Genomic DNA, 24,981 nt, shown 5'->3' with positions numbered 1-24,981 from the left:
GATGCAGGCTTGCCCGAGCGCCGGCGAGCAAATCAAGGCGTGGCTGAAGGGTCCCACCGGCTTTGACAGGGGCACCTTGTGGTGGGATCGCCCGTCGAAGGGCAGGTCACGCTGGGCGCCGAGGAGGGCCAAGAAGGACGACACGGATCGGCTTTCGTCAGGTCGACGCAAGAACGGGCGGGTGACAGCAGGGGAAGCCGCTGTCCGGCGGGGTGGGCGCGTGCCAGACTGACGGCATGACGGCTGACGCATTGCACCTGACCGCCGCGATCACCCACGAGGGCGAGTGGTACGTGGCTCGCTGCCTCCAGGTCGAGGTCACCTCCCAGGGAGAGACCATCGAAAAGTCTCTGGAGAACCTGCGCGAGGCACTGGAGCTTTACTTCGAGGACGCCCCCGCTCCCGAGGTCACCGACGTGATCACCGCCCCCGTCGAAGTGCGGCGCGTCGCATGAGCCCTGCTGTCCCCACAGGCCTCTCCGGTGCGGCCGTGGCCAAGGCCCTCGAACACGGTGGGTTCGAGCGCATCTCCACCCGCGGTAGTCACGCCAAGTACCGCAACGGTGAGCGAACCGTCATCGTCCCCCTTCACCGCGGTCTTGCGCCCGGCACCCTTCGTTCCATCCTCCGTCAGGCAGACTGGACCGTCGACGAGCTTGACGAGCACCTGAAGTAACGTCGCGAGGCACAGGGCGCTGACGGCAACGCTGACGGCAACCGGCCCCTGACAGCAACGCACACCAGCGCACTTGAACGGACCGGCGAACCACTCCTGACCTGCGCGACCGACCGCGCAGAGGCTCCCGCAGGCCCGTCAGTCCGGACCCGTCAGTACCAGCTCCCGCCGCCTGGCGTGCCGGCGCAGCAGCGCTCCCCGCACTCCCATCCCGATCAGGACGAGCAGCCCGCCCGCCGCGGCCGCCGATCCCGCCCGCAGACCGGGCGGCCGGAACGTGCAGTCGACCGTGGACGTGTGGGCGGGGACCGGGACCGCGACCAGGCCCAGATACGAGTCGGCGGGGCGCCCCTGGCAGCTCCAGCCCGCGATCCTGGGTGCGGCGAGCACGACGGTGCCGTGGCTGCCGGGCGGCAGTTCGGCCCGTACGCCGTCATCGGTGACGTGGACGGATGTCGCGCCTGTGCGCTGCAGCCCGGTCACGGCCTTCGCCAGTCGGCCCCGGTCCAGGCAGCCGAGGGGCTCGTGCGGCACGGTTCCCGTGTGGGCGGACGTCAGTGTGACCACGACCGGCACGCTCCCGGCCACGGCCTGCCCGTCACCACCCGCCACGCGTCCCAGCGATTCCATTGCCGCGCGCCGGGACGGCAACAACCCCCGGATCTCGGCTTCTTCCGCGCCCGGCTGATCATCCAGCCGAGCCGAGCCGAACAGCCCGGGCGCCCACAGGTACGCCTCGCTGCCCGCCGGACAGAGGGCGGTCAGCTGGTACGTGCCGAGCCCCACCCGGTGCGTGTACGAGCCCTGCTCCTCGACCGGAGCACCGCTCACCCTCCGGAGTGTCGGCTGCGGCACCGTATAGACCTGCGAGCCCAGCAGCGCCTCCTGGTTACGGAACGGCGACCGGCCGAACGACGGTGCCGCGCCCGGCTGTCGCACGGTCACCAGCGGCGGCACCTCCTGCCGCGTCACCGTCACCGGCCGGTCGTCCGGCGGCATGTTCGGCCGCTGGTGCGGGTCGCGTGGCCCGTACACCCGCGCGCCGACCGAGAAGATCGCGTCGGTGACGGGGTTGTTCAGGCTGTGCATGGCCCGGCCGTTGGACGTCCAGCCGGCGCCGAGGGCGGCGAACGTGCGGGCCAGCACGTCCGGTGTGTGGCTGCTGTAGTACGCGGCGCCCTGACCGCCCACGAGCAGCGGATCGTTGGAGGTGCTCAGTTCCCCGCCGGGGTCGGTCCGGTAGTCGGGCCAGCCGTCCGCGCCGGCCACTGCGGCGGCCTCCACCCGCTGCCGCTCGCCCCACGGCGCATAGTCGTCGAGCCTCGCCACGCGCTGACGGTCGGCGAACGCGGTGGTCGCCGCCGCCTGCCCCACCAGCGCCCCGGCCAGCAGCATGGTGGCGACCGGCGCCCAGCGGCCCCGGCCGGGCAGAGCCAGCGCGGCGGCCGTCGCCACCAGACCGACCGCGAACAGCAGGTACGACAGGTGCGTGACCTCGACCTGGGTGCTGAAGGCCGCTCCCGCCGCGACCAGCGCCAGCACCCCGCACCCGGCGATCAGGGCGCGGCGTCCGGGCCGTCCGTACGAGAGGGAGATCCAGGCGGCCATCACGACCAGACCGGCGAACACGAACGTTTGCCGGTACGGACTGCCGTTGGGTGTCGCGAACGCGTGCCAGACGAGATGGGTCGGCCCCCACTGCAGGGACAGCCCGACCCCCGCCACCAGCCCCGCCCACGCCCACCGTTCGCGCCCCGGCACCCGCCCATGGAAGACGAGGGCGCAGGCCGGGAGCAGCGCGACCGTGGCCAGGAAGAGGGCGGGGGTGAAGAAGCTGTATGTGGTGGGGAGCAGCCGGGCGAGCACATCGGGCCAGGGCGCGGGCCGGAACGTCCGAACCCAGCCGGGGTAGGCGTGTTTCGTGCCCAGGTAGACGGGAAGCAGCAGGGGCGCCGCGAGAGCGACCCCCAGCAGCACGGTCCCGACCGCCAGCGCCAGCCCCCGTACCGCCGCCCTCCCCTTGTCGCCCTCAGTCACGAGGCGCACCACCAGGACCAGAGCGGCCCCCAAGGTCGCCATGTACGCCGTATAGAAGTTGGCGGTCCACACCACCGCGACGAGCAGCGGCGCCACCACCCGGTGGCGCCCGGTCCGGGCCCATTCACCGGCCAGGCAGAGCAGCGGCAGGGCGATCAGCCCGTCCAGCCACATCGGGTTGTACGACGCCTCGACGACCGACCAGCCGCACAACGCGTACGCGGATCCGAGCACCCCCGCCACCCACCAGCGCCCGCTCCGCAGCACCGGAAGCAGCCACGCCATCGCCGCCGCGGCCGACGCCATCTTCAGGACCGTCAGCACGTACACCGCGAGGTCGATGCGGTCCCGCGGAAAGACCCCGACGAGCAGCGCGAACGGGCTGGTCAGATAGGTGCCGAGGTCCGGCAGGAAGCTGGTCCCGTATCCGGACGACCAATTCAGGAACAGCCCGCCGTCGGCGTTTTTGTGCAGCAGGTCCCAGAGCCGGGTGTGGAACGGAACGAACTGATTTCCGAGGTCATTGACACTCCTCGTGTGTGGCCCGAACGGAAAGCTGCGGGCCGCCGCATCGCCCGCGCACACGGTGACGGCAGTGATCAGTGCGGCGAGCCCGGCCGCGGCCGAGCGGGGGCGGAAGGTCGGCATACGGAGGAATATGGCAGCCACGGGCGAGTGAACCGTGTCGAAATGTTTCCTCCATAGTTCAATTCACGCAATGGTTGCTCACTATCCATGTGACGCATATATGTCTGACGGAACGACAGGGTGAGATACTTCCGTGCTGGTCTCGCTGGTGGTGCCTTGTTTCAACGAGGAGGAGATCCTCGGACGCTTCCATGCGCGTGTCACGGAGCAGATGACGCGGCTGGGGCATGATTTCCAGCTGGTCTACGTCGATGACGGCAGCGCGGACCGCACGCTTCCGGTTCTGGAGGAACTGGCCGCCGCCGACCCGCGGATCCGCTACCTCTCCTTCAGCCGGAACTTCGGCAAGGAGGCCGCCATGCTCGCCGGCCTCCAGCACGCCGACGGCGACGCGGTCGTCATCATGGACGCCGACCTCCAGCACCCGCCGGAACTCATCGGCCGCATGCTGGACGAGCACGCCGACGGCTACGACCAGGTCATCGCCCGCCGCACCCGCAAGGGTGACCGTCTCACCCGCACCCTCGGCGCCCGCGCCTACTACTGGCTGATCAATCGCCTGGTGGACGTGGAACTGGTCGACGGCGTCGGCGACTTCCGGCTGCTGTCCCGGCGTACCGTCGACGCCGTCCTCGAACTCACCGAGTGCAACCGGTTCTCCAAGGGACTGTTCGCCTGGGTCGGATTCCCGACGACGACCTTCGGTTACGAGAACGCCGTCCGCGAGCAGGGCAGCTCCGCCTGGACCTTCGGGAAGCTCCTCAACTACGGACTCGACGGGCTGCTCTCGTTCAACAACAAGCCACTGCGCGCCGCGTTATACCTGGGCATGGTGCTGATGTCCGTCGCCCTCGTCTATGCCACCTGGATCGTCGGATTCGCCCTGGTGAAAGGCGTGGACACGCCCGGCTATGTCACGCTCATCGTCGTGGTCACGGCTCTTGCCGGGGTGCAGATGGTGATAGTGGGTGTGGTCGGTGAGTACGTCGGCCGCATCTACTACGAGGTGAAGCGGCGACCGCACTTCCTGGTGAAGGCCGACAATACCGCCGTACCGAATCAGCAGGCCCGGGAGTTCGTACGCCGATGACGGTCCGGGCGCAGATGATCCGCTTCGCACTCGTCGGCGTCGTGAATACCGGTACGTACTACGGCTGCTATCTGGCCCTGCTGACCAGGCTGCCGTATCTGGCCGCGCATGTGATCGCGTTCGCGTCGAGCATGACCGGCTCGTTCCTGCTGAACTCGTACTTCACCTACCGGACCCGCCCCACTTGGCGGAAGTTCCTGCTCTTCCCGCTGACCAACGCCGCCAATTTCACCGTCACGACCGGGGGCGTCTGGCTGCTGGTCGACCTCGCCGGATTCAGCAGCCGCTACGCACCGCTGGTCGCGGCGGTGGCGGCCATCCCGATCACGTTCGTGGTGTCCCGCGCGATCATGCTGCGGCCGGAAACGGCCATGGAGGGGCGGTGAACAGGCCCACATCCCCAACTCCTCCCGAATCGTTGGTCGAATCAGTGGCCGGGATCACGCCCACTGCCTAACATCGATCACCGCAAGGTCTTGTGCGCCCGCCCGTCGCCCGACCACCACCCCTCAAAGGGGCGCGGCGCGCCGCACCTGCTGTCGCAATCTCCCCGGGAGGCTCCTTTGCACCGCCGCCGTCGCACCGCGCTCGTCGTCTCCGCCGCCATGCTCGTCGCGGCGCCGCTTCTCTCCGCCTGCGGCAACCAGGCCCACCCAGGTGCCGCAGCCGTGGTCGGCGGAGACCGCATCGAGGTGTCCACCGTGCAGGCCCAGGTGGCGGACGTACGCACCGCGCAGAACGAGTCCGACCAGTCCGTCCAGCTCATCAACAAGTCCGGGCAGCTCAGCCGGGCCAAGCTGCACGGGATGATCTTCGACCGGATCCTGGACAAGGCTGCCGCGGACGCGGGAGTCACGGTCAGCCGCAAGGAGGTCCAGGAGATGCGGCAGTCGGCGGTCTCCCAGTCCGGGGGAGAGGATCAGCTGCGGGCGATGATGCTGCAGCAGAGCTGGGTCGCCCCGAACCAGATCGATGCCGTCCTGCGCGAGCAGGTCCAGCTGTCGAAGCTCGCCCAGGCGCTCGGTGCCGACCTGCAGCAGCCCGCCGGGCAGAAGGCCGTCGGCGATGCGCTCAGTGCGGCGTCGAAGTCGCTCCACATCGACGTCAACCCGCGCTTCGGCACCTGGGACAACAAGCAGACCCAGCTCGCCGACTACAAGGCCCCGTGGATCACCCAGGTCACCAAGCCGGCCCAGCAGGACGCCCCGGCCGGCGCCTAGGGTCTTCCGTTCGGATCGTGCCGGACCCCGCGGGCCCGGCATGATGCGAACGAGAGGCGTCCGGCCGGTCGGGCCGGTCGCCCACCCCCTGGTGCCCCTCCCGGCACAACACTGCCGGTCACGGCACGAGTAGGTTGGTGGGGTGAACGCTGAAGACCCCGGTCGTATCGTCCTGCTCACCGCCAGCCACCGGGTCGCGCCCGGACTGCTGTCCTGGCCCGCCTGGCAGACGCTGCACGCCGCCGACCGGGTGCTCTGCGCCGAGTCCGACCAGCCCCAGCTGCCGTACCTGCGCGAGGCGGGCGTCACCGTCGAGCACACCGCGCCCACCGCGCAGGAACTCGTCGACGCCTGCGCGGGCGGCCGGACCGTTGTGGTCGTGACCGGTGGTGAGGGCAATCAGCCGCTGACGGACGGGCTGGCCCGGCTGGCCGGCTCGGGCCGGGTGCAGATGCCGAACCTGGAGCTGCTGCCCGGTTCGTACGATCTGCCCGGCGCCCGCCTTCTCGACCTCGTCCAGGTCATGGACCGGATCAGGGGCGAATGCCCGTGGACCTCGCAGAAGACCCATGAGGGGCTTGCCAAGTACGCCATCGAGGAGGCGTACGAACTCGTCGAGGCGATCGAGGACGGCGACCGCGACGAACTGCGCGAGGAGCTCGGGGACGTCCTTCTCCAGGTCGTCTTCCACGCCCGGATCGCGGAGGAGGACACGGACGAGCCGTTCTCCGTCGACGATGTCGCCGCGACCCTCGTCGAGAAGCTGATCCACCGCCATCCGCATGTCTTCGGTGACGAGACCGCCGAGACCCCGGAGGACGTCCACGCGCACTGGCTGCGTACCAAGGCCATCGAGAAGCAGCGCGACTCGGTCACGGACGGCGTCCCGCTCGGGCAGCCCGGACTGGCGCTGGCCGCGAAGCTGGCGAGCCGGGTCCGTGCCGCCGGACTCGATGTGCCGCTCCCGTCGGGCGACAGCATCGGTTACGAGCTCCTCGCCCTGGCCGTACGCGCGGAACAGGACGGCACGGACCCCGAGGCCGCCCTGCGCGCTGCGGGCCGCGCCTACCGGGACGCGATCCTCGCCGCCGAGGCCAACGGATAACGTCAGGGGGTGAACGACAGCCCCGCCGACGCCCCCGAACTCTTCACCTGGGAGTTCGCCACCGACCCGTACCCGGCCTACGCCTGGCTGCGCGAGCACAGCCCCGTGCACCGCACCACGCTGCCCAGCGGGGTCGAGGCATGGCTCGTGACGCGGTACGAGGACGCCCGCCAGGCCCTCGCCGACGCCCGGCTCTCCAAGAACCCCGCGCACCACGACGAACCGGCGCACGCCAAGGGGAAGACCGGCATCCCGGGCGAGCGCAAGGCGGAGCTGATGACGCATCTGCTGAACATCGACCCGCCCGACCACACCAGGCTGCGCCGACTGGTCTCGAAGGCGTTCACGCCGCGCCGGGTCGCTGAGTTCGCCCCGCGCGTGCAGGAGCTGACGGACCGCCTCATCGACAACTTCATCGAGGAGGGATCCGCGGACCTCATTCACGACTTCGCGTTCCCGCTCCCCATCTATGCGATCTGCGACCTGCTCGGCGTCCCGCGCGAGGACCAGGACGACTTCCGGGACTGGGCGGGGATGATGATCCGCCACGGCGGCGGTCCGCGCGGCGGGGTGGCCCGGTCGGTGAAGAAGATGCGCGGCTATCTCGCGGAGCTCATCCACCGGAAGCGGGAGAACCCGGGGGAGGACCTGATCTCGGGACTGATCCGGGCCAGTGACCACGGCGAGCACCTCACCGAGAACGAGGCCGCCGCCATGGCCTTCATCCTCCTCTTCGCGGGATTCGAGACGACGGTCAACCTGATCGGCAACGGGATGTACGCCCTGCTGCGCAATCCGGAGCAGCGGGAGCGGCTGCAGCGCTCGCTCGACGCGGGGGAGACAGGGCTGCTGGAGACCGGTATCGAGGAGCTGCTGCGGTACGACGGTCCGGTGGAGCTGGCGACCTGGCGGTTCGCCACCGAGCCGCTGATCCTCGGCGGGCAGCGGATCGTGGCGGGTGACCCCGTACTGGTGGTGCTCGCCGCCGCCGACCGGGACCCGGAACGGTTCGCGAACCCGGACACCCTTGACCTCGCGCGGCGTGACAATCAGCACCTTGGATACGGGCACGGCATCCATTACTGCCTGGGAGCACCGCTTGCGCGACTGGAGGGACAGGCTGCCCTGGCCACGCTGTTGAGGCGCCTCCCGGATGTGCGGCTTGCGGTGGAACCTGCCGATGTGCGCTGGCGTGGCGGACTCATCATGCGTGGTCTGCGCACGCTTCCGGTGGAGTTCGGTCCCGGCCGGCGTTCCGATGAGGGTGACACTCTGTCAACTCTGTGACTTTCACGTGATCTGCGCTGCATCGACTTGTGACAAGCGTTCGAGTGCCGCTACGTTCACCGTTCGACTCACCAGTCACTTGTCAGTCACACGGAAGGCAATCCCATGGGCTCCGCGAACGGCAGGCACCGTCGCCCTCGCCAGGCACCCGCGATCGTCGTCGCCGCAGGCGTGACCGGTTCGGCCATCGCTATTCCCCTGCTCGGTGCGGCCGGTGCGCACGCCGCCGACGCCACGACCTGGGACCGGGTCGCGGAGTGCGAGAGCGGCGGGATGTGGAGCGCCGACCTCGGCAACGGTTTCTACGGCGGTCTTCAGTTCTCGCAGGATGCCTGGAAGTCGTACGGCGGTGAGGCGTACGCCGCGCGCGCGGACCTCGCCAGCCGCTCACAGCAGATAGCGGTCGCCGAGAAGGTCCTGGAGGACCAGGGGCCGAAGGCGTGGCCCAGCTGTGCGGGCATCTCCGGGCTCACGGAGGACGGGGTGTTGCCGGGGGTCGACCCGGGAGTCGTGCCGTCGGCCGAACCGGCGAAGGGCGGGGACGCGTCCGAGGCGCCGTCCGCCAAGGCGTCGCACAAGGCGTCGCACAAGGCGTCGGGCAACGCGTCGCACAAGCCGTCGGCAGAGCCGTCAGCCACATCACCGTCCAAGAAGTCTGATTCGTCTGACTCGCCCCAGAAGTCCGACGTCCCCGGAAATGAGGCGGGTGGCAAGCACCGTGGCGCGCCGGCCTCCGAGGTGAGTCAGGGTGCGGGCAGGGGCGGTGGCCGGGACTCGGGCCGGCATGCTTCCCGCGGCAACAGTGAGGGGCGCGACACGCGCGCGGTGGCGGCCGACGGCGATTACACCGTCCGGCCGGGCGACAACCTCTCGGCGATTGCTGACGCACAGAAGGTTCCCGGCGGATGGCCCGCTCTCTACAAGGCGAACAAGGGTGCGGTCGGCGGCGACCCGGACCTCATCCTGCCTGGCCAGAGCCTCGATCTCGGCGTGAAGTCGAAGTGAGAGCAGTCTGATAAACGGCTAAAAGCACCCCAGAAACCGGGGTAGTTCAGGGACCTATGTCCGCTTATGCGTAAGTGAGACATGGGTCTCTTTGCGTCAATTGGCGTGTCGCGCCTGCCGGGTCTGTCCGCATCGCCCCTCACCTGCGAAAACGCTGCGCATTCGGATGCAGGTAAGGACTGATTGTCCGTTATGCCCATCTTTGAATGTCGAGGTTGCATACGTTTACGGTCGGAACCGCTCGCACCGCGGGCCCCGTCGACCGTCACGCCGAATCCTGCCGTCGGTCGAAGGGAACAGACGCGTAAAGCGCCGTAGGCAGGAGCGGGGGACCCAGGTAAGCCGCCGGGCCCGATGGTCGAAAGACCGTCAGGACCGGCTCGGGGTGAAGTCGCGTGCTAGGACATGCGACCGGGCAACTCACTTGGCCCGAACCCGACAGCTCACCTCGTAGGCGTCGGTGAGGAGAAGTTCCATGCTGCTGAACAGCAAGGGCAAGCACCGTCGCCCGTCCAAGGCCGTCCGTGTCGCCACGCTCGCCGGTGTCACCGGTGCCGCCATCGCCGCTCCTCTGATGGGTGCGACCGGTGCCTCCGCCGCCTCCGTCGCCACGTGGGACGCCGTCGCCCAGTGCGAGTCCGGTGGCAACTGGTCCATCAACACCGGCAACGGCTACTACGGCGGCCTGCAGTTCTCGCAGTCCAGCTGGGCCGCCGCCGGTGGTACGCAGTACGCCCCGCGTGCCGACCTCGCCACCAAGGCTCAGCAGATCGCCACCGCCGAGAAGCTCCTCGCCATGCAGGGCCCGGGTGCCTGGGGCTGTGCCGGCGCCGGTCGCCTCACCAACGATGGTGTCGACCCGGGTGTCGACACCGGTTCCACCGCGCAGCAGAACGCCCCGGCGCAGCAGTCGAAGCAGGCCGCGCCGAAGCAGGCCGCGCCGAAGCCGGCCGAGCGCACCGAGGCCCCCGCCGCCTCCCGCGCGGACCGCGGCACCGCCCCCAAGAAGACCGTCACCACGCCGACCGGCGAGAAGGTCGCCAAGGGCGACGGCGAGTACACGGTGAAGTCCGGCGACTCGCTCAGCAAGATCGCCGCGCAGCACAAGGTGAAGGGCGGCTGGCAGCAGCTCTTCAAGCTGAACAAGGACATCGTCCAGGACGCCGACCTGATCTACCCGGGTCAGCAGCTCCACCTGACGAAGTAGGACGGGCGCTCCGTGGACACGGGCTCCCCGTAGACACGGGCTCTCTCCTCCCCGAGCACCCCGACCCGGCGCGGATTCCCCCGTACGTGCCGGGTCGGGGTTTTTCGTATTCACTGTTCAACCGTTGTCGTTACCGTCCAGTAGAAATCTGGACCTTTGCCCTGCTACGAGTGCCCTTGGGTCCTTTTTCGTCCCAGGGGGCGGGCGGTCGGCGGACCGAGGCGGCCCAGCCGGTTAGGCTCTTGTCGCAAGGCCAAAGCGACCCTGCACAACCAGCGTCATATCCCAGAAGGAGATGCCTCGTGCCGTCCATCGACGTCGTCGTAGCCCGGGAAATCCTCGACTCCCGCGGAAACCCCACGGTCGAGGTCGAGGTTGGCCTCGACGACGGCAGCACGGGCCGTGCTGCTGTGCCGTCCGGCGCCTCCACCGGTGCGTTCGAGGCCATTGAGCTTCGCGACGGTGACCCCAACCGCTACCAGGGCAAGGGCGTCGAGAAGGCCGTCCTCGCCGTGATCGAGCAGATCGGCCCGGAGCTCGTCGGCTACGACGCCACCGAGCAGCGGCTGATCGACCAGGCCATGTTCGACCTGGACGCCACCGAGAACAAGGGCTCGCTCGGCGCCAACGCCATCCTCGGCGTCTCGCTGGCCGTCGCGCACGCCGCGTCCGAGGCCTCGGACCTGCCGCTGTTCCGCTACCTCGGTGGCCCGAACGCGCACCTGCTGCCCGTCCCGATGATGAACATCCTCAACGGTGGGTCGCACGCCGACTCCAACGTGGACATCCAGGAGTTCATGATCGCGCCGATCGGCGCGGAGTCCTTCTCCGAGGCCCTGCGCTGGGGCGCCGAGGTCTACCACACGCTGAAGAAGGTCCTGAAGACCAAGGGCCTGTCGACCGGTCTCGGCGACGAGGGCGGCTTCGCGCCGAACCTGGAGTCGAACCGCGCCGCCCTGGACCTCATCATCGAGGCCATCAAGGAAGCCGGTTACGCCCCGGGCAAGGACATCGCGCTCGCGCTCGACGTCGCCGCCTCGGAGTTCTACAAGGACGGCACGTACGAGTTCGAGGGCAAGTCCCGCTCGGCCGCCGAGATGACCGAGTACTACGAGGAGCTCGTCTCCGCGTACCCGTTGGTCTCCATCGAGGACCCGCTGTACGAGGACGACTGGGCCGGCTGGAACGTCATCACCCAGAAGCTCGGCGCCAAGGTGCAGATCGTCGGCGACGACCTGTTCGTCACCAACCCGGAGCGCCTGGCCCGCGGCATCGAGGAGGGCTCCGCCAACGCCCTGCTCGTCAAGGTCAACCAGATCGGTTCGCTGACCGAGACCCTGGACGCCGTCGAGCTGGCCCAGCGCAACGGCTTCAAGTGCATGATGTCCCACCGCTCCGGCGAGACCGAGGACGTCACCATCGCCGACCTCGCCGTCGCGGTGAACTGCGGCCAGATCAAGACCGGCGCCCCGGCCCGCTCGGACCGCGTCGCCAAGTACAACCAGCTGCTGCGCATCGAGGAGATCCTCGACGACGCGGCGGTGTACGCGGGCCGCTCCGCGTTCCCGCGGTTTCGCTCTGCGAACTGATCAGCACAGCGCTCTGCGAACTGATCAGCACAGCGCTCTGCGAACTGATCAGCACAGCGCTCCGCTGACTGATCAGCACGGCAAGGGCTGATCGCAGGCCCGGTACCGGGCAAAGGCCACGGCCTCCGTCCGTCCCCGCACTCGGTCCCGTACCGTGTGCGGGGACGGACGTGCGTAGTGGGGAGGCGGAGACATGGCCGCGAAGGACCGGGACCGGTTCTCCACCGCGACCCGGCTGCGACTGCTCGGTGAGCAGACCGCCGCCCGCGTCTACCGGTCCCAGAACCGCCGCCAGGCCCGCCGCTCCCGGCTCACCGGCCGGGCCGCGTTCCTCGCCCTGGTCGTCTGCTCCCTGGTGGTGGCGCTCGCGTACCCGATGCGGCAGTACGTGTCGCAGCGCGACGACATCGCCGACCAGGAGCGGCTGGCGCAGGAGGCCGAGAAGCGCACCGAGGAGCTGCGCGACGAGAAGGCGCGCCTCCAGGACGACGCGTACGTCCGGCGGCTGGCCCGGGAGCACCTGCACTACGTGAGTCCCGGGGAGACCAGCTACACGGTGATCGACCCCGACGCGGCGAAGGAACGCAGCGGAGGGGCGAAGGAGACCGACCGGCCGTGGCACTCCAACCTGTGGGACGGCGTGGACAGCGCCGACCGCAACTGACTTCTCATTCCCTTGTTCACCTCGTCTCCGCAGCACTGTGCGGAGCCGTAGTTCACGCATCCGAGTAGATCCAAGGCAGGCATGGAAACGCCCCCTCCCCAGACCGAGTCCACCCCACCCACCGAGGCGGACATCGCCGCGTTCCAGCAGCAGCTCGGCCGCCCGCCGCGCGGGCTGCGTGCGATCGCGCACCGCTGCCCGTGCGGCAACCCGGACGTGGTCGAGACGTCCCCGCGGCTGGAGGACGGTACGCCGTTCCCGACGACGTACTACCTGACGTGCCCGCGCGCGGCTTCCGCGATCGGCACGCTGGAGGCGAACGGCGTCATGAAGGAGATGACGGACCGTCTGGCCACGGACCCGGAGCTGGCGGCTGCCTACCGTGCCGCGCACGAGGACTACATCGCCCGGCGTGACGCGATCGAGGTGCTGGAGGGCTTTCCCAGCGCGGGCGGCATGCCGGACCGGGTGAAGTGCCTGCACGTGCTGGTGGGGCACTCGCTGGCGGCGGGGCCGGGCGTGAACCCGCTGGGCGACGAGGCGATTGCGATGCTGCCGGAGTGGTGGCGCAAGGGGCCCTGCGTGACGCCGTGCGGCGCGCCGGAGGAGAAGGACGGCCTGACCGTCGAGACGTCGGAGGGCGGGTACGTCGCGTTCCGGCCGGCCGACGGGGCGCCGGACGAGGGCTGACCGTTCCCCCGGGGGCTCCGCCCCCGGACCCCCGCTCCTCAATCGCCGGAGGGGCTTGATTTCTAGGAGCACCCATGACCCGCGTTGCCGCCATCGACTGCGGAACCAACTCCATCCGACTGCTCGTCGCCGACGCCGACCCCGCCACGGGTGAGCTCACCGAGCTCGACCGGCGGATGGAGATCGTCCGCCTCGGCCAGGGCGTGGACCGCACCGGCCGGCTCGCGCCCGAGGCCCTGGAGCGGACCTTCGCCGCCTGCCGCCAGTACGCGGAGGTGATCAAGGAGTACGGCGCGGAGAAGATCCGCTTCGTCGCTACCTCCGCCTCCCGCGACGCGGAGAACAGGGACGAGTTCGTCCGCGGCGTGCTGGACATCCTCGGCGTCGAGCCCGAGGTGATCAGCGGCGACCAGGAGGCCGAGTTCTCCTTCGACGGCGCCACCAAGGAGCTCGCGGGCAGCGAACACCTGCCGAAGCCCTACCTGGTGGTGGACATCGGCGGCGGATCCACCGAGTTCGTCGTCGGCGACGACCGGGTCCTGGCCGCGCGGTCGGTGGACATCGGCTGCGTACGGATGACCGAGCGCCATCTTGTACGCGACGGTGTCGTCACCGACCCTCCCACACCGGGTCAGATCACCGCGATCCGCGCGGACATCGACGCCGCCCTCGATCTGGCCGAGGAGACCGTCCCGCTCACCGAAGCCGCCACGCTCGTCGGCCTCGCCGGCACCGTCACCACTGTGGCCGCGATCGCGCTGGGACTGGAGGAGTACGACTCCGAGGCGATCCACCACTCCCGGATCTCCTTCGAGCAGGTCCAGGAGATCACCGGACGGCTCGTCACCTCGACCCACGCCGAGCGAGCCGCGATCCCCGCGATGCATCCAGGGCGGGTCGACGTGATCACCGCCGGGGCGCTCGTCCTGCTGGGTGTGATGAAGCGGACCGGGGCCCGCGAGATCGTCGTCAGCGAGCACGACATTCTCGACGGGATCGCCTGGTCCATCGCGTAGCCGGAGGCCGTCGGCAGCCCGCTCGAAAGGCTGTTCGCGGGGGTGCGGCAAGAGGCGCCGAAAAGGCGCTCAGGCGCACTCCCGCCTGCACCTTTGAGTCGTCGGGAGCCCCTCCGGGACCTCTTCGGGAGACACTCCGCGACGAAGTTCGTGAACTTCTTCACAAGGAATTCGTTCCCTCGATGCGCACTTCTGCTCCGTACGGGGCCCCGGGACCGTCCGCGGACGCGCTCGCTGCGTGTGTGGGAGGGTTCCGGACGTGTTGCCGCGGTGTTGGCCGAAGGGGTGCTTCACCCCGCTCGCGGGGCTCAAGAGCCAGCTCACAAGCGGTGAACAACGTTCGCTGCTGCACCGTGGTTCCCCTGTGACGCCATGACCTCGCTCACGTGGGCGGCGAAGTGTAGCAGAGGGTGGGCGATACCTTGTGAAGGGGCTCACGAGCATGCCCCCCGAGGGGGGTGGATACTCGATGGCATGAGCACCACGGAGCGTCCCAGGATCCTCGTAGTAGGCGGTGGGTACGTAGGCCTGTACGCAGCTCGGCGCATTCTGAAGAAGATGCGCTACGGAGAGGCGACCGTCACGGTCGTCGACCCCCGGTCGTACATGACCTACCAGCCTTTCCTCCCCGAAGCCGCCGCAGGCAGCATCTCGCCGCGGCATGTCGTCGTCCCGCTGCGACGCGTACTGCCGAAGGCCGAGGTTCTCACCGGCCGCGTCACGACCATCGACCAGGACCGCAAGGTCGCCACGGTCGCGCCGCTGGTCGGCGAGGCCTACGAGCTGCCCTTCGACTACCTCGTCATCGCGATGGGCGCCGTCTCCCGTACCTTCCCGATCCCCGGCCTGGCCGAACAGGGCATCGGCATGAAGGGCATCGAGGAGGCCATCGGCCTGCGCAACCACGTTCTCGAGCAGCTGGACAAGGCCGACTCGACGACCGATGAGGACGTCCGCCGCAGGGCGTTGACGTTCGTCTTCGTGGGCGGCGGCTTCGCCGGTGCGGAGACCATCGGCGAGGTCGAGGACATGGCCCGCGACGCGGCGAAGTACTACACGAACGTGAAGCGCGAGGACATGCGCTTCATCCTCGTCGACGCCGCCGACAAGATCCTTCCCGAGGTCGGCCCGAAGCTGGGCACCTGGGGCCGTGAGCACCTGGAGTCCCGTGGCGTCGAGGTCTTCCTCTCGACCTCCATGGACTCCTGCGTCGACGGTCACGTCGTCCTGAAGAACGGCCTCGAGGTCGACTCCAACACCATCGTGTGGACGGCCGGCGTGAAGCCGAACCCGGCGCTGGCCCGCTTCGGCCTGCCGCTCGGTCCGCGCGGTCACGTGGACACGTCCGAGAAGCTCCAGGTGCAGGGCACCGACTACATCTGGGCCGCGGGCGACAACGCCCAGGTTCCGGACATGGTCGGCCGCAGGGCCGGTAACCCGAACGCCTGGTGCCCGCCGAACGCGCAGCACGCGCTGCGTCAGGCCAAGGTCCTCGGCGACAACGTCATCTCCGGGATGCGCGGCTTCCCGCAGAAGGAATACAGCCACGCCAACAAGGGTGCGGTCGCCGGTCTCGGCCTGCACAAGGGCGTCGCGATGATCGTCATGGGCAAGATGAAGATCAAGCTCAAGGGCCGTCTCGCCTGGTACATGCACCGTGGCTACCACGGCATGGCGATGCCGACCTGGAATCGTAAGATCCGGATCTTCGCCGACTGGACCCTTGCGATGTTCCTCAAGCGCGAGGTCGTCTCGCTCGGCGCCATGGAGACGCCGCGCGAGGAGTTCTACGAGGCCGCCAAGCCGGCCCCGGCTCCGGCCGCCGCCAAGACCGAGGGCGAGAAGGCCAAGGCCTCCTAGCCCGGGCTCCGGTCCGCCGGATCCTCTCCGTACGACGCCCGAAGGGGCCGCCCGCCATCCGTGGTGCGGGCGGCCCCTTCGGCGTGTCCGGGCCCGGGAGTGACCCCCCAGCACATATGTGTGGTGCGCAGGCATTGCGCCGTTCCGTTGCGCCACTGCGGGATGGCGTTGGCGCCGGAGAGTGTTGACGGCGGTGTACCTCGTCGTGGCACCACGGGTACACGGCGTGGTTCGAGGCATGTTTGGGCATGTTTGGGCTCGTTGGGAAACACCATCACGGAGGTGTACGCCATGGCAGACGCCGCGTTGCGGCTGACCGCTCTCGCCGAGGAGTTGCTGGGAGAACCCCTGCCGGTCCGGATCCGGGCCTGGGACGGCAGCGAATCCGGACCGCCCGGCGCCCCCGTTCTCGTCATCCGGAACCGCCGGGCGTTGCGCCGGCTGCTCTGGAAGCCGGGCGAACTGGGCCTGGCCCGCGCCTGGGTGGCCGGCGAACTCGACATCGACGGCGATCTCTACGAGACGCTGGATCTGATGGCCGGACTGCTCTGGGAGCGCGGCGTGGATGCGAAGGACACTGTCCACCCGATCCGGAACCCACAGCTCCGGGCCGCCGCCCGGAGTCTGCTGCATCTGGCGGGACCCTGGCCGCCGCCGTCCCCGCCCGCCGAGGAGGTCCGCCGCCGCACCGGCCCCCTCCACACCAAGCGCCGCGACAAGGAGGCCATCAGCCACCACTACGACGTGGGCAACGACTTCTACGAACTGGTCCTCGGCCCGTCCATGGTCTACTCCTGCGCCTACTGGGAGGACGACGGAAGCCTGGAGGACGCCCAGCGGGACAAGCTCGACCTGGTCTGCCGCAAGCTCGCGCTGAAGGAGGGCGACCGCCTCCTCGATGTCGGCTGCGGCTGGGGCTCCATGGCCATCCACGCGGCCCGCGAGTACGGCGCCCAGGTCACCGGGGTGACCCTCTCCGTCGAACAGGCCGCATACGCCCGCAAGCGCATCGCCGAGGAAGGTCTGACCGACCGGATCGAGATCCGGGTCCAGGACTACCGGGACGTCAGGGACGGCCCGTACGACGCCATCTCGTCGATCGGCATGGCCGAGCACGTCGGCTCGGTCCGCTACCGCGAGTACGCCGACGACCTCTACGCCCTTCTGAAGCCGGGCGGCCGGCTGCTCAACCACCAGATCGCCCGTCGCCCGGAACGGGACGAGTCCGCTTACCACGTGGACGAGTTCATCGACGCGTACGTCTTCCCCGACGGCGAACTCGCCCCGTTGGGCCGGACCGTCGCCACCCTCGAGGAAGCCGGCTTCGAGGCCCGTGACGTCGAGTCGATCCGTGAGCACTACGCACTGACCCTGCGCCGCTGGGTCGCCAATCTGGAGAAGCACTGGGACCGGGCGGTCACGATGACCTCGCCCGGCCGGGCCAGGGTCTGGCGCCTCTACATGGCCGCCTCCGCCCTCTCCTTCGAGCACAACAGGATCGGGGTCAACCAGATCCTCGCGGTGCGCCCGGCAGGGGGCGGGGCCGCCCGTATGCCGCTGCGGGCCCGCGACTGGAAGGCGTCCGCGGCCGGCTGAACACGTACGAGCGCAGAGAGGGCCGGTACCCGCAGCTCCAGCTTGCGGGTACCGGCCCTCCGTATCAGGGGCTCAATGCCGCGGCCTCTTACTCGTCACTCGGTCTTGATCGCCGTCAGCATGTTCAGCTTCGCCGCGCTGCGGGCCGGCCAGAGCGAGGCCAGCACGCCCACCAGCGCCGCCAGTACCAGGAAGACCGCGATCCGGTCCCACGGGATCACCAGGGCGTAGTCCGGGATGTCGGAGGCCAGCGTCCGGCCGACCGCCCAGCCGAGGAACGTACCGAGCGCGACCCCGATCACCGCACCGAAGACCGAGATGACCACGGCCTCCAGCCGGATCATGCGCTTGACCCTGCGCCGGTCCAGACCGATCGCCCGCAGCATGCCGATTTCCTGCTGACGCTCGAAGACCGACATCGCCAGGGTGTTGATGACCCCGAGCACCGCGATGATCAGGGCCATCGCCAGCAGCCCGTACATGATGTTCAGCGCCATGCTGATGAAGCCGCCGAACCGGTCCCGGATGTCCTGCCGGTCCATGACGGACATCGCCGGGTTGTCACCCAGGGCGTCGACCACGGCCTGCTCGTTGGCCTTCGACGCGCCGCCGTCCGTCTTCAGCCAGATCTCGCGGATGTCCGGGTGGCTCTGATGCGCGGTCAGGATGTTCCTCGGCATCAGGACCGGTGAGAGGAACCCGTTCTCCTCGTAGACCGCGCCGACCGTCAGGGTGCCCTTCTTGTCGTCGTCGTACGTCACCGGGAGGGAGGTGCCGGGCTTCCAGCCGTTCGACTTCGCGGTCTTGTCGCCGACGGCGATCTCGCCGTCGCCCAGCGAGTCCAGCGAACCGGAGACCGTCTTCACGGAGAAGACCTTCTGCACATCGCCCGGCGTGACCCCGGAGACCGAGTGGTACGTGCCCTTGACCTTGATGGTGGCGGCCTGCTGGGGCGAGACCGCGACGACGACGTCGGACTTCTCCAGGGCGGTGAGCGCCGACTTGTCGAGCGAGTCGCCGCTCGCCATCGAGATCATGTAGTCGGCCTTGATGTTGTCCGTCGTCATCCGGTCGACGGCCTGGCCGAGCGTGACGCCCAGCACCGAGATGCCGGTGACCAGGGTGAGACCGATCGCGAGAGCGGAGGCGGTTGCCCCGGTACGCCGCGGGTTACGGACCGCGTTCTGTGCAGCCAGCTTGCCCGAGACCCCGAACAGCTTCAGCAGCAACGGCCGCACCAGGGCGATGACCGGCCGCGACAGCAGCGGGATCAGCACGATGACACCGATCAGCGCCACGAAGGCACCGATCCCGATCATCGTCCGGCCGTCCGAACCGGTCGCCGCACCCGCGAGAATCCCGGCCGCACCGAGCAGGGTGAGCACCCCGCCGATCGAGTTCCGCACGACCAGTGACTTGGTGGTGGCCACCGCGTGGACGCTGCTCATCGCGGCAACCGGCGCGATCTTCGCGGCGCGGCGGGCCGGCAGCCAGGCGGCCAGCACGGTGATCAGGATGCCGACGCCGAACGCGGCGCCGACCGCGACGGGGGAGATCACCAGCGGTCCGGCCGGGATCTTCCCGCCGATCAGGCTCATCGCCGAGCGCAGTCCGGTGGCGAGACCGAGACCGAGCAGGAAGCCGATCACGGAGGCGAGCGCGCCGACCACGGCCGCTTCGAGGAGTACGGAGCGCTTGACCTGCCGGCGGGAGGCGCCGACGGCGCGCATCAGCGCCAGTTCCTTGGTGCGCTGGGCGACCAGCATGGTGAACGTGTTGGCGATCAGGAAGATGCCGACGAACAGGGCGATGGCCGCGAACGCGAGCAGCATCGTGTTGAGGTTGCTCAGGCTGCTCTCGATCTGCTTCGCCTGGTCATCGGCGAGGGCCTTGCCGGTCTGGGCGTTGGCGTCCTTGGGCAGCAGGGGCTCCACCGCGTCCAGCAGCTTCCGGTCGGAGGCGCCGGCCGCCGCGGTGACGGTGACGTCCTGGAACCAGCCGGGCCTGAGGTAGAGCTGCTGGGCGACCGGGGTGTCGAAGAGGACCAGGCTGCCGCCCGCGTTGACCGCGCCGTCCTCGGTGGTGAAGACACCGGAGAGGGTGTACTCCTTCACCGGGCCGTTCGTGGCGACCCGTACCCGGTCGCCGACCTTGTACTCGCCCTTCTTCGCCGTCTCCTTGTCGAGCGCGATCCGGTCGTCGCCGGCCGGACCCGTGCCGTCGACGAAGGTGTACGAGGCGTCCTTGCCGTTCGGGCCGGGGAAGAAGTTGGCGCCGGTGTTGGACCAGCCGTTGCCGATCAGCTTGCCGTGCGGGTCGGCGACCCCGGCGAAACCGGAGACCCGGCCGGTGGCGGTGGCCACCCCGTCCAGGCCCTGGATCTTCTTGAGCGTGGCGGCGTCGATGCCGGAGGTCTTGTTGTCGCGCTGGTCCGCGTGGGTGGTGACGGCGACGGCGGTGTGGTCGTAACTCTTCGCCGACTGGTTGCGGAAGGCGTTGCCGAGGGTGTCGGTGAAGACCAGGGTGCCGGAGACGAAGGCCACGCCGAGCATCACGGCGAGAACGGTCATCAGCAGCCTGGCCTTGTGCGCGAGCACATTGCGCAGGGCGGTACGGAACATGTCTGTCAGTCCTGGGATGGGTTCCGGAAGCGGGATCGGGGGCGGCCGGGCGGGCTCAGCTGGTACGGCCCTTGGCGTCGAACGCCTTCATCCGGTCGAGGACCCCGTCCGCGGTGGGGCGCAGCATCTGGTCGACGATCGCCCCGTCCGCCAGGAAGATCACCCGGTCCGCGTAGGAGGCGGCCACCGGGTCGTGGGTCACCATCACCACGGTCTGCCCCAGCTCGCGCACGGAGTTGCGCAGGAAGCCCAGCACCTCGGAGCCGGAGCGGGAGTCCAGGTTGCCGGTGGGCTCGTCACCGAAGATGATCTCCGGCTGCGAGGCCAGGGCGCGGGCCACCGCGACACGCTGCTGCTGGCCGCCGGAGAGTTCGGTGGGCCGGTGCTTCAGCCGGTCGGAGAGCCCCACCATCTCGATGACCTTGCGCAGCCACTCGGCGTCGGGCTTGCGGCCCGCGATGTCCATCGGCAGCGTGATGTTCTCCGCCGCGGTCAGCGTGGGCAGCAGGTTGAACGCCTGGAAGATGAAACCGATCTTGTCCCGGCGGAGCTGGGTGAGCTGCTTGTCCTTGAGGGAACCGAGTTCCGTCTCGCCGATCCGTACCGAACCGCTGCTGAAGCTGTCGAGACCGGCCACGCAGTGCATGAGGGTGGACTTGCCGGAGCCGGACGGGCCCATGATCGCGGTGAACTCGCCCTGCGGGAAGTCCACGGTGACCCGGTCCAGGGCCTTCACCTGGGTCTCGCCCTGTCCGTAGACCTTGGACAGATCCGTGGCGCGGGCAGCCACCGCGGTGGCGCGGTGAGCGGTGGAGGTGATGGTCACGGGGACACTCCTGTTCAGGGCTTCGGTTCGGGGGTCCGGAAGCGGACTACTCCATCGTCGGCGCTGATCCGATGCCGGTCGTCAGCCCCCGTGCCCGTTCCGGAGGGCCACTTGAGTCGCACCGGAGGGGCGATTCGTCCTCCTCGGGTATGACACCGACCCTGAGCCGGTCGTACGTCGAACCGGTTCCTTCGCGGCGCCCGCACCCGGTTCCTCCGCGGCGCGCACACCCGGATCCAAGATCACACAGAGTGACGGTCGGGCTGACCGGACGCGGCGCCCCGCTCACCCCTCGCACGACTGTGCCGACGCATGACTGCGTCGCTCGATCGGCTGATTCCGCCCGACGGGGCGGACGGGGCAGGAGGTGCGTCGCGGATCCGGGGCCGGCGCTGTGATCCAGGTGACACGTGCGTGTCCTCGGCCCCATGAGTGCCGGAGTCCACTCCGGGAGCGAGAAGTGCCGGTGAGGCCGTTGCCCGGCGGGTGGCGGGCCCATGGCGCGCAGGGCCGTGCCGGGGAGGCGAGTTTCCGTCATTCCCGATTGCGGGTCCGGGTGCCCACCGCCCCGCCCAGGTATGTGACTATGCCTTACATCCTGCGCTGACGGCCCCTCAAACTGTCAATAAAATAAGACAACATCGCGCCACTGTTCCGCTGATCGGGGGATACCCCCGGATAGGGTCAGGTGCCAACGCGGAGCCGCGCGCCAAGGCCCGGATGGTGGAATGCAGACACGGCGAGCTTAAACCTCGCTGCCCCTCGGGGGCGTGCCGGTTCGAGTCCGGCTCCGGGCACCACTGCGACGTTCAGTGACGGTGCCGATCGGCCGGACGTCACTTCAGCGATCGACCTCCATAAAGATCCTCCTCTGGCACTAGGGTGATCCCTTTGCCTACCCATTACTCTTGTGGCAAGGCCACGCAGGGTGGCCATGAAGGAGTGAGATGAGGAGCAGCAACCCGGTCTTCTCGCGACGGGGGTTCAGCCGCGACAACGGCTACGCGGGCTTCAACGCGGCGCCGCAGGCCGGGGCCGCTACCGCGAACGGCAACCCGTACGCCCAGGGCACCGCCACCAACCCGTACGCCACCAATCCCTACGCCCAGCCGGACGCCCAGTACGGCGCCCCGCAGGCGCCCGCGCGCACCGGCGCGATGACGATCGACGATGTCGTCACGCGCACCGCGATCACGCTCGGCACCGTGGTGCTCGGCGCGGCGCTCGCCTGGGCCCTGCTGCCCGTCGACGAGGCCAATCTCGGCAAGTCCTACGGCATCGCGATCGGCGCCGCCCTGGTGGCGTTCGTCCTGTCGCTCGTCCAGTCCTTCAAGCGCAAGCCGGTCCCGGCGCTGATCGTCGCGTACGCGGCCTTCGAGGGTGTCTTCCTCGGAGTGATCTCCAGCGCGGTCAGCACGTACATCGGGCCGGGTGTCGTGATGCAGGCGGTGCTGGGCACCATGTGTGTCTTCGCCGGTGTGCTCGTCGCGTACAAGATGCGCTGGATCCGCGTCACCCGTCGCTTCTACGGTTTCGTGATGGCCGCCGCTGTGGGCTTCATGCTCCTGATGGTGGTCAACCTGCTGTTCTCCGTCTTCGGCGGAGGTGACGGCCTGGGCTTCCGCAGCGGCGGTCTCGGCATCCTCTTCGGCGTCATCGGGATCATCCTCGGCGCATGCTTCCTGGCCCTGGACTTCAAGCAGGTCGAGGACGGTATCGCGTTCGGCGCCCCGCGCGAGGAGTCGTGGCTGGCGGCCTTCGGCCTCACCATGACCCTGGTGTGGATCTACCTGGAGATGCTGCGCCTGCTCTCCATCCTGAGCGGCGACGACTGACCGTACGCACGCTCCGCCCAATGAAACGGCCCGCAGGCTCACCGCCTGCGGGCCGTTTCTGTCGGTCCGGGTGCCGCTTGCCCAGTGCTGTGACCGGCAATGTTTGTCGAAACACGCCCTAGAGCAGCTTCCGCGCCGCCCGCCTCAGGTCGTACTCGTGGACGAGCGCCTTCGCGTGTCCGTAGGCGAGGTCGTGTTCGCTCCGCAGCCAGCTGACCTTCTCGTCGAACCGGAGGGCAGGGCCGTCTTCGACGGTGCGGAGCCAGTCGGAGACTTCACGACCGGTGCAGTGAGGGATTCTGGAGAGCAGATTGCGATGGGTCTCTTCGGAGAAGACATGGGTCATCGGCGCCTCCGACGCATTGCGCGTTGCTGGTCCTTCCCGACACCGTGCCTGAGCGTCGGCCCGTTGGCAACCATCACGGGAGGGCGCGTAGGGTCGCGGCATGCTCGATACGACCCCGCTGGTCACCGTCGTGGACCGATTCGCCGACCGGCTGCGCGCCGCCCCGCAGAGCAGGCTCCAGCACGGAGCGGCTGCCGAGGGACTGGCCGCGGCCAGGGAATTGGCCGTACGGGCCCAGCGCATCGAGTCACCGGGCCGCGAGCCCCGCATCATGCCGGACGCGGGCATGTTCGCGGTCGGCGACCAGGTCGCGGTCGCGGGCCGGGACCTGGCGGTCGCATTGGAAAGGGCCCCGTCCGTCGAACTGGACGAGGCCGTGCGATTCGTCGAGGAAGCGACCACCCGGGCTTTCGCGTAGCGGCCGACGACGGCCGCTGCGCGGGAACCGGGGGGCTCCCGCAGGTCAGAGCGAGGCGATGACGCGGTCTGCGAGAATGTAGACGTTCTCCTTGCCGCAGGAGAAGGTCAGGGCGTACGCGCCGGAGACACCGGAACCGCCCAGCAGCACCGGGTGCTCACCCGCCAGCAGCGCCTCGGCGAGCCGCTCGGCCGTCTCGCGATGGCCGGGGGTCATACAGAGCGTGGTGCCGTCGGCGAAGACGTAGACATCGAGTGTGCCGAGCGGGCCGGGGCGGACGTCGGCGAGCTCGGTCCGGCTGTCGGCGAGCTCCTCCAGCCGGCTCACGGTGCGCTCGTGGTCGGTGACGACCGGGGTCTGTACCGGTACGAAGTCGGGGTGCGAGGGGTGACGGCGACGGGCCGCCGCCAGCTCGGGGGAGTCCTCGGCGAACTCCACCGTCTCCGGAAACTCGGTTGTGTCGGCCGACTCGGCCAGTTCCGTCAGCTCCTCGAGCGCCTCGGCGGCGTCGAGGTCCATCGCCTCAAGGCCCGCGAAGTCCGCCTGGCGCGGCAAGAAGAACGACGCGTCCTCACCGATCCCGGACAGGCCGCCCAGCAGGGACGGGGCGTCCGCGGCGTCGCGCGCCTCCTGAGAGGCCCAGAACGCCCGCGCCTCGGCGAGCTCGCGCTCACGCTCCTCGGCGAGTGCCTCGGCCACGGCCGCACGTATCTCGGCGGCGGGGGTGGCGGTGCTGCGGACCTGCTGGGGCACGGCGGCGGTACGGGCGGGGCCGGCGGCCAGCTCCATCCGCAGAGCCATGACCTGCTTGCGCAGCCCGTGAGCAGCGTGCAGAGCAGCAGCACCCACGGCCGTGGCAGCGGCGGCGGTCAGCAACAGGGCAAGAGGCATGGCGCTCACTGACATACTCCCGGTTTCAATCGATCCCCCGACTTCCTACATCAGCTTGTCCTCTAGCTGCGCCCGGTGTCAGTGCATTACGTCACGAATTGGACAGGTCTTTGTGCCTGGGGTTTAGCCCTGATGCGGGTGTGACCTGCAGAAATGGCTCTCCCCCAGGAGATAAGTCACATCCTGGGGGAGATTCGGTCACGGTCGGGGCTCGGAACCGGCAATGTCGCCGGTGGAAGAGGCCGGCTCAGTGCTTCCGGGCGGCGATCGGCTCAGCCGGTCGGGCCTGATGCCTCAGGCGCCCCCTTAGACCGACCTCGTGCGCCCTCCTCGGCGAGCAGTTGCCCATCCTCC

Annotated in this window: 22 protein-coding genes, 1 tRNA gene and 1 riboswitch; of the genes, 18 read left to right on the top strand and 5 right to left on the bottom strand. The window is 69.2% G+C overall.

Annotated elements, in window-relative coordinates; genetic code table 11:
* Positions 1 to 236 precede the first annotated feature (236 nt).
* Positions 237 to 455 carry a type II toxin-antitoxin system HicB family antitoxin gene (locus AB0915_RS20385; protein ID WP_366692420.1) on the top strand — a complete coding sequence of 73 codons (219 nt, stop codon included), beginning with the start codon at positions 237 to 239 and terminating at the stop codon, positions 453 to 455.
* Entirely contained in the window at positions 452 to 676 is a 225-nt protein-coding gene (locus tag AB0915_RS20380) for a type II toxin-antitoxin system HicA family toxin (protein ID WP_366692419.1), read from the top strand. Before AB0915_RS20385 ends, AB0915_RS20380 begins: the two co-directional genes overlap by 4 nt.
* 138 nt (positions 677 to 814) lie before the next feature.
* On the opposite strand, the gene AB0915_RS20375 is transcribed toward AB0915_RS20380, so the two are convergent.
* The gene (locus AB0915_RS20375; protein ID WP_366692425.1) at positions 815 to 3,361 is read right to left on the bottom strand and encodes a YfhO family protein; all 2,547 of its coding nucleotides are present in this window, start codon (positions 3,359 to 3,361) and stop codon (positions 815 to 817) included.
* Positions 3,362 to 3,494: 133 nt separating this feature from the next.
* Between AB0915_RS20375 and AB0915_RS20370 the strand changes: the two genes are divergently transcribed.
* The 13 genes from AB0915_RS20370 (at position 3,495) to AB0915_RS20310 (ending at position 17,690) form a co-directional block, all read left to right on the top strand.
* Entirely contained in the window at positions 3,495 to 4,451 is a 957-nt protein-coding gene (locus AB0915_RS20370) for a glycosyltransferase family 2 protein (protein ID WP_366692418.1), read from the top strand.
* Entirely contained in the window at positions 4,448 to 4,837 is a 390-nt protein-coding gene (locus AB0915_RS20365; RefSeq protein WP_366692417.1) for a GtrA family protein, read from the top strand. The genes AB0915_RS20370 and AB0915_RS20365 overlap by 4 nt, the downstream gene beginning before the upstream one ends.
* Positions 4,838 to 5,014: 177 nt before the next feature.
* A complete protein-coding gene (locus AB0915_RS20360) occupies positions 5,015 to 5,671 on the top strand; it encodes a SurA N-terminal domain-containing protein (protein ID WP_366692416.1) in 657 nt (218 codons plus the stop codon).
* Between the two features lie 142 nt (positions 5,672 to 5,813).
* Complete coding sequence (locus AB0915_RS20355) at positions 5,814 to 6,776, top strand: nucleoside triphosphate pyrophosphohydrolase (RefSeq protein ID WP_366692415.1); 963 nt, start codon at positions 5,814 to 5,816, stop codon at positions 6,774 to 6,776.
* 9 nt (positions 6,777 to 6,785) lie between these two features.
* On the top strand, positions 6,786 to 8,063 hold the full coding sequence (locus AB0915_RS20350) for a cytochrome P450 (protein ID WP_366692414.1): 1,278 nt from the start codon (positions 6,786 to 6,788) through the stop codon (positions 8,061 to 8,063).
* 105 nt (positions 8,064 to 8,168) lie between these two features.
* Complete coding sequence (locus tag AB0915_RS20345; protein ID WP_366692413.1) at positions 8,169 to 9,068, top strand: transglycosylase family protein; 900 nt, start codon at positions 8,169 to 8,171, stop codon at positions 9,066 to 9,068.
* Between the two features lie 300 nt (positions 9,069 to 9,368).
* A riboswitch (cyclic di-AMP (ydaO/yuaA leader) is annotated at positions 9,369 to 9,540 on the top strand.
* Between the two features lie 3 nt (positions 9,541 to 9,543).
* Complete coding sequence (locus tag AB0915_RS20340; RefSeq protein WP_366692412.1) at positions 9,544 to 10,275, top strand: transglycosylase family protein; 732 nt, start codon at positions 9,544 to 9,546, stop codon at positions 10,273 to 10,275.
* Between the two features lie 302 nt (positions 10,276 to 10,577).
* Positions 10,578 to 11,864, top strand: coding sequence for a phosphopyruvate hydratase (gene eno / locus AB0915_RS20335; protein WP_366692411.1), 1,287 nt, complete (start codon positions 10,578 to 10,580; stop codon positions 11,862 to 11,864).
* 193 nt (positions 11,865 to 12,057) lie between these two features.
* Positions 12,058 to 12,528, top strand: a complete 471-nt coding sequence (locus tag AB0915_RS20330; protein ID WP_366692410.1) for a septum formation initiator family protein — start codon at positions 12,058 to 12,060, stop codon at positions 12,526 to 12,528.
* An 81-nt stretch (positions 12,529 to 12,609) separates the two neighbouring features.
* Positions 12,610 to 13,218, top strand: coding sequence for a DUF501 domain-containing protein (locus tag AB0915_RS20325; protein ID WP_366692409.1), 609 nt, complete (start codon positions 12,610 to 12,612; stop codon positions 13,216 to 13,218).
* 74 nt (positions 13,219 to 13,292) lie between these two features.
* The gene (locus AB0915_RS20320) at positions 13,293 to 14,234 is read left to right on the top strand and encodes a Ppx/GppA phosphatase family protein (protein ID WP_366692408.1); all 942 of its coding nucleotides are present in this window, start codon (positions 13,293 to 13,295) and stop codon (positions 14,232 to 14,234) included.
* Between the two features lie 474 nt (positions 14,235 to 14,708).
* Complete coding sequence (locus tag AB0915_RS20315) at positions 14,709 to 16,094, top strand: NAD(P)/FAD-dependent oxidoreductase (protein ID WP_366692407.1); 1,386 nt, start codon at positions 14,709 to 14,711, stop codon at positions 16,092 to 16,094.
* A gap of 291 nt (positions 16,095 to 16,385) precedes the next feature.
* Complete coding sequence (locus tag AB0915_RS20310; protein WP_366692406.1) at positions 16,386 to 17,690, top strand: cyclopropane-fatty-acyl-phospholipid synthase family protein; 1,305 nt, start codon at positions 16,386 to 16,388, stop codon at positions 17,688 to 17,690.
* A gap of 95 nt (positions 17,691 to 17,785) precedes the next feature.
* On the opposite strand, the gene AB0915_RS20305 is transcribed toward AB0915_RS20310, so the two are convergent.
* Positions 17,786 to 20,311, bottom strand: coding sequence for an FtsX-like permease family protein (locus tag AB0915_RS20305; protein ID WP_366692405.1), 2,526 nt, complete (start codon positions 20,309 to 20,311; stop codon positions 17,786 to 17,788).
* Between the two features lie 55 nt (positions 20,312 to 20,366).
* Positions 20,367 to 21,137, bottom strand: coding sequence for an ABC transporter ATP-binding protein (locus AB0915_RS20300; RefSeq protein ID WP_366692404.1), 771 nt, complete (start codon positions 21,135 to 21,137; stop codon positions 20,367 to 20,369).
* Positions 21,138 to 21,851: 714 nt separating this feature from the next.
* Here AB0915_RS20300 and AB0915_RS20295 point away from each other — a divergent pair.
* Both AB0915_RS20295 and AB0915_RS20290 read left to right on the top strand, forming a co-directional pair.
* Positions 21,852 to 21,937: transfer RNA gene (locus AB0915_RS20295), tRNA-Leu, on the top strand.
* 147 nt (positions 21,938 to 22,084) lie between these two features.
* Entirely contained in the window at positions 22,085 to 22,972 is an 888-nt protein-coding gene (locus AB0915_RS20290) for a Bax inhibitor-1/YccA family protein (RefSeq protein WP_366692403.1), read from the top strand.
* A 118-nt stretch (positions 22,973 to 23,090) separates the two neighbouring features.
* Here the strand turns inward: AB0915_RS20290 and AB0915_RS20285 are convergent, their stop codons facing one another.
* Positions 23,091 to 23,318: a DUF4287 domain-containing protein gene (locus AB0915_RS20285; protein WP_037697864.1), complete on the bottom strand. Its 228-nt coding sequence runs from the start codon at positions 23,316 to 23,318 to the stop codon at positions 23,091 to 23,093.
* A 100-nt stretch (positions 23,319 to 23,418) separates the two neighbouring features.
* Here AB0915_RS20285 and AB0915_RS20280 point away from each other — a divergent pair, with 100 nt between their 5' ends.
* Positions 23,419 to 23,736: a hypothetical protein gene (locus tag AB0915_RS20280; protein ID WP_366692402.1), complete on the top strand. Its 318-nt coding sequence runs from the start codon at positions 23,419 to 23,421 to the stop codon at positions 23,734 to 23,736.
* 45 nt (positions 23,737 to 23,781) lie between these two features.
* Here the strand turns inward: AB0915_RS20280 and AB0915_RS20275 are convergent, their stop codons facing one another.
* On the bottom strand, positions 23,782 to 24,642 hold the full coding sequence (locus AB0915_RS20275; RefSeq protein ID WP_366692401.1) for a hypothetical protein: 861 nt from the start codon (positions 24,640 to 24,642) through the stop codon (positions 23,782 to 23,784).
* Positions 24,643 to 24,981 lie beyond the last annotated feature (339 nt).

It is taken from the genome of Streptomyces sp. NPDC048411 (assembly GCF_040704695.1).
GTDB lineage: Bacteria > Actinomycetota > Actinomycetes > Streptomycetales > Streptomycetaceae > Streptomyces.
Note: the sequence above shows the minus strand (reverse complement) of the source record. Positions and strands in the feature narration are given on the sequence as shown.

Bases quoted from the DNA above. Each gene is read 5' to 3' on its own strand.
- AB0915_RS20385 (WP_366692420.1), top strand. From the start codon at position 237: ATGACGGCTGACGCATTGCACCTGACCGCCGCGATCACCCACGAGGGC.
- AB0915_RS20380 (WP_366692419.1), top strand. From the start codon at position 452: ATGAGCCCTGCTGTCCCCACAGGCCTCTCCGGTGCGGCCGTGGCCAAG.
- AB0915_RS20375 (WP_366692425.1), bottom strand. From the start codon at position 3,361: ATGCCGACCTTCCGCCCCCGCTCGGCCGCGGCCGGGCTCGCCGCACTG.
- AB0915_RS20365 (WP_366692417.1), top strand. From the start codon at position 4,448: ATGACGGTCCGGGCGCAGATGATCCGCTTCGCACTCGTCGGCGTCGTG.
- AB0915_RS20345 (WP_366692413.1), top strand. From the start codon at position 8,169: ATGGGCTCCGCGAACGGCAGGCACCGTCGCCCTCGCCAGGCACCCGCG.
- AB0915_RS20340 (WP_366692412.1), top strand. From the start codon at position 9,544: ATGCTGCTGAACAGCAAGGGCAAGCACCGTCGCCCGTCCAAGGCCGTC.
- AB0915_RS20330 (WP_366692410.1), top strand. From the start codon at position 12,058: ATGGCCGCGAAGGACCGGGACCGGTTCTCCACCGCGACCCGGCTGCGA.
- AB0915_RS20325 (WP_366692409.1), top strand. From the start codon at position 12,610: ATGGAAACGCCCCCTCCCCAGACCGAGTCCACCCCACCCACCGAGGCG.
- AB0915_RS20320 (WP_366692408.1), top strand. From the start codon at position 13,293: ATGACCCGCGTTGCCGCCATCGACTGCGGAACCAACTCCATCCGACTG.
- AB0915_RS20315 (WP_366692407.1), top strand. From the start codon at position 14,709: ATGAGCACCACGGAGCGTCCCAGGATCCTCGTAGTAGGCGGTGGGTAC.
- AB0915_RS20310 (WP_366692406.1), top strand. From the start codon at position 16,386: ATGGCAGACGCCGCGTTGCGGCTGACCGCTCTCGCCGAGGAGTTGCTG.
- AB0915_RS20305 (WP_366692405.1), bottom strand. From the start codon at position 20,311: ATGTTCCGTACCGCCCTGCGCAATGTGCTCGCGCACAAGGCCAGGCTG.
- AB0915_RS20290 (WP_366692403.1), top strand. From the start codon at position 22,085: ATGAGGAGCAGCAACCCGGTCTTCTCGCGACGGGGGTTCAGCCGCGAC.
- AB0915_RS20285 (WP_037697864.1), bottom strand. From the start codon at position 23,318: ATGACCCATGTCTTCTCCGAAGAGACCCATCGCAATCTGCTCTCCAGA.
- AB0915_RS20280 (WP_366692402.1), top strand. From the start codon at position 23,419: ATGCTCGATACGACCCCGCTGGTCACCGTCGTGGACCGATTCGCCGAC.
- AB0915_RS20275 (WP_366692401.1), bottom strand. From the start codon at position 24,642: ATGTCAGTGAGCGCCATGCCTCTTGCCCTGTTGCTGACCGCCGCCGCT.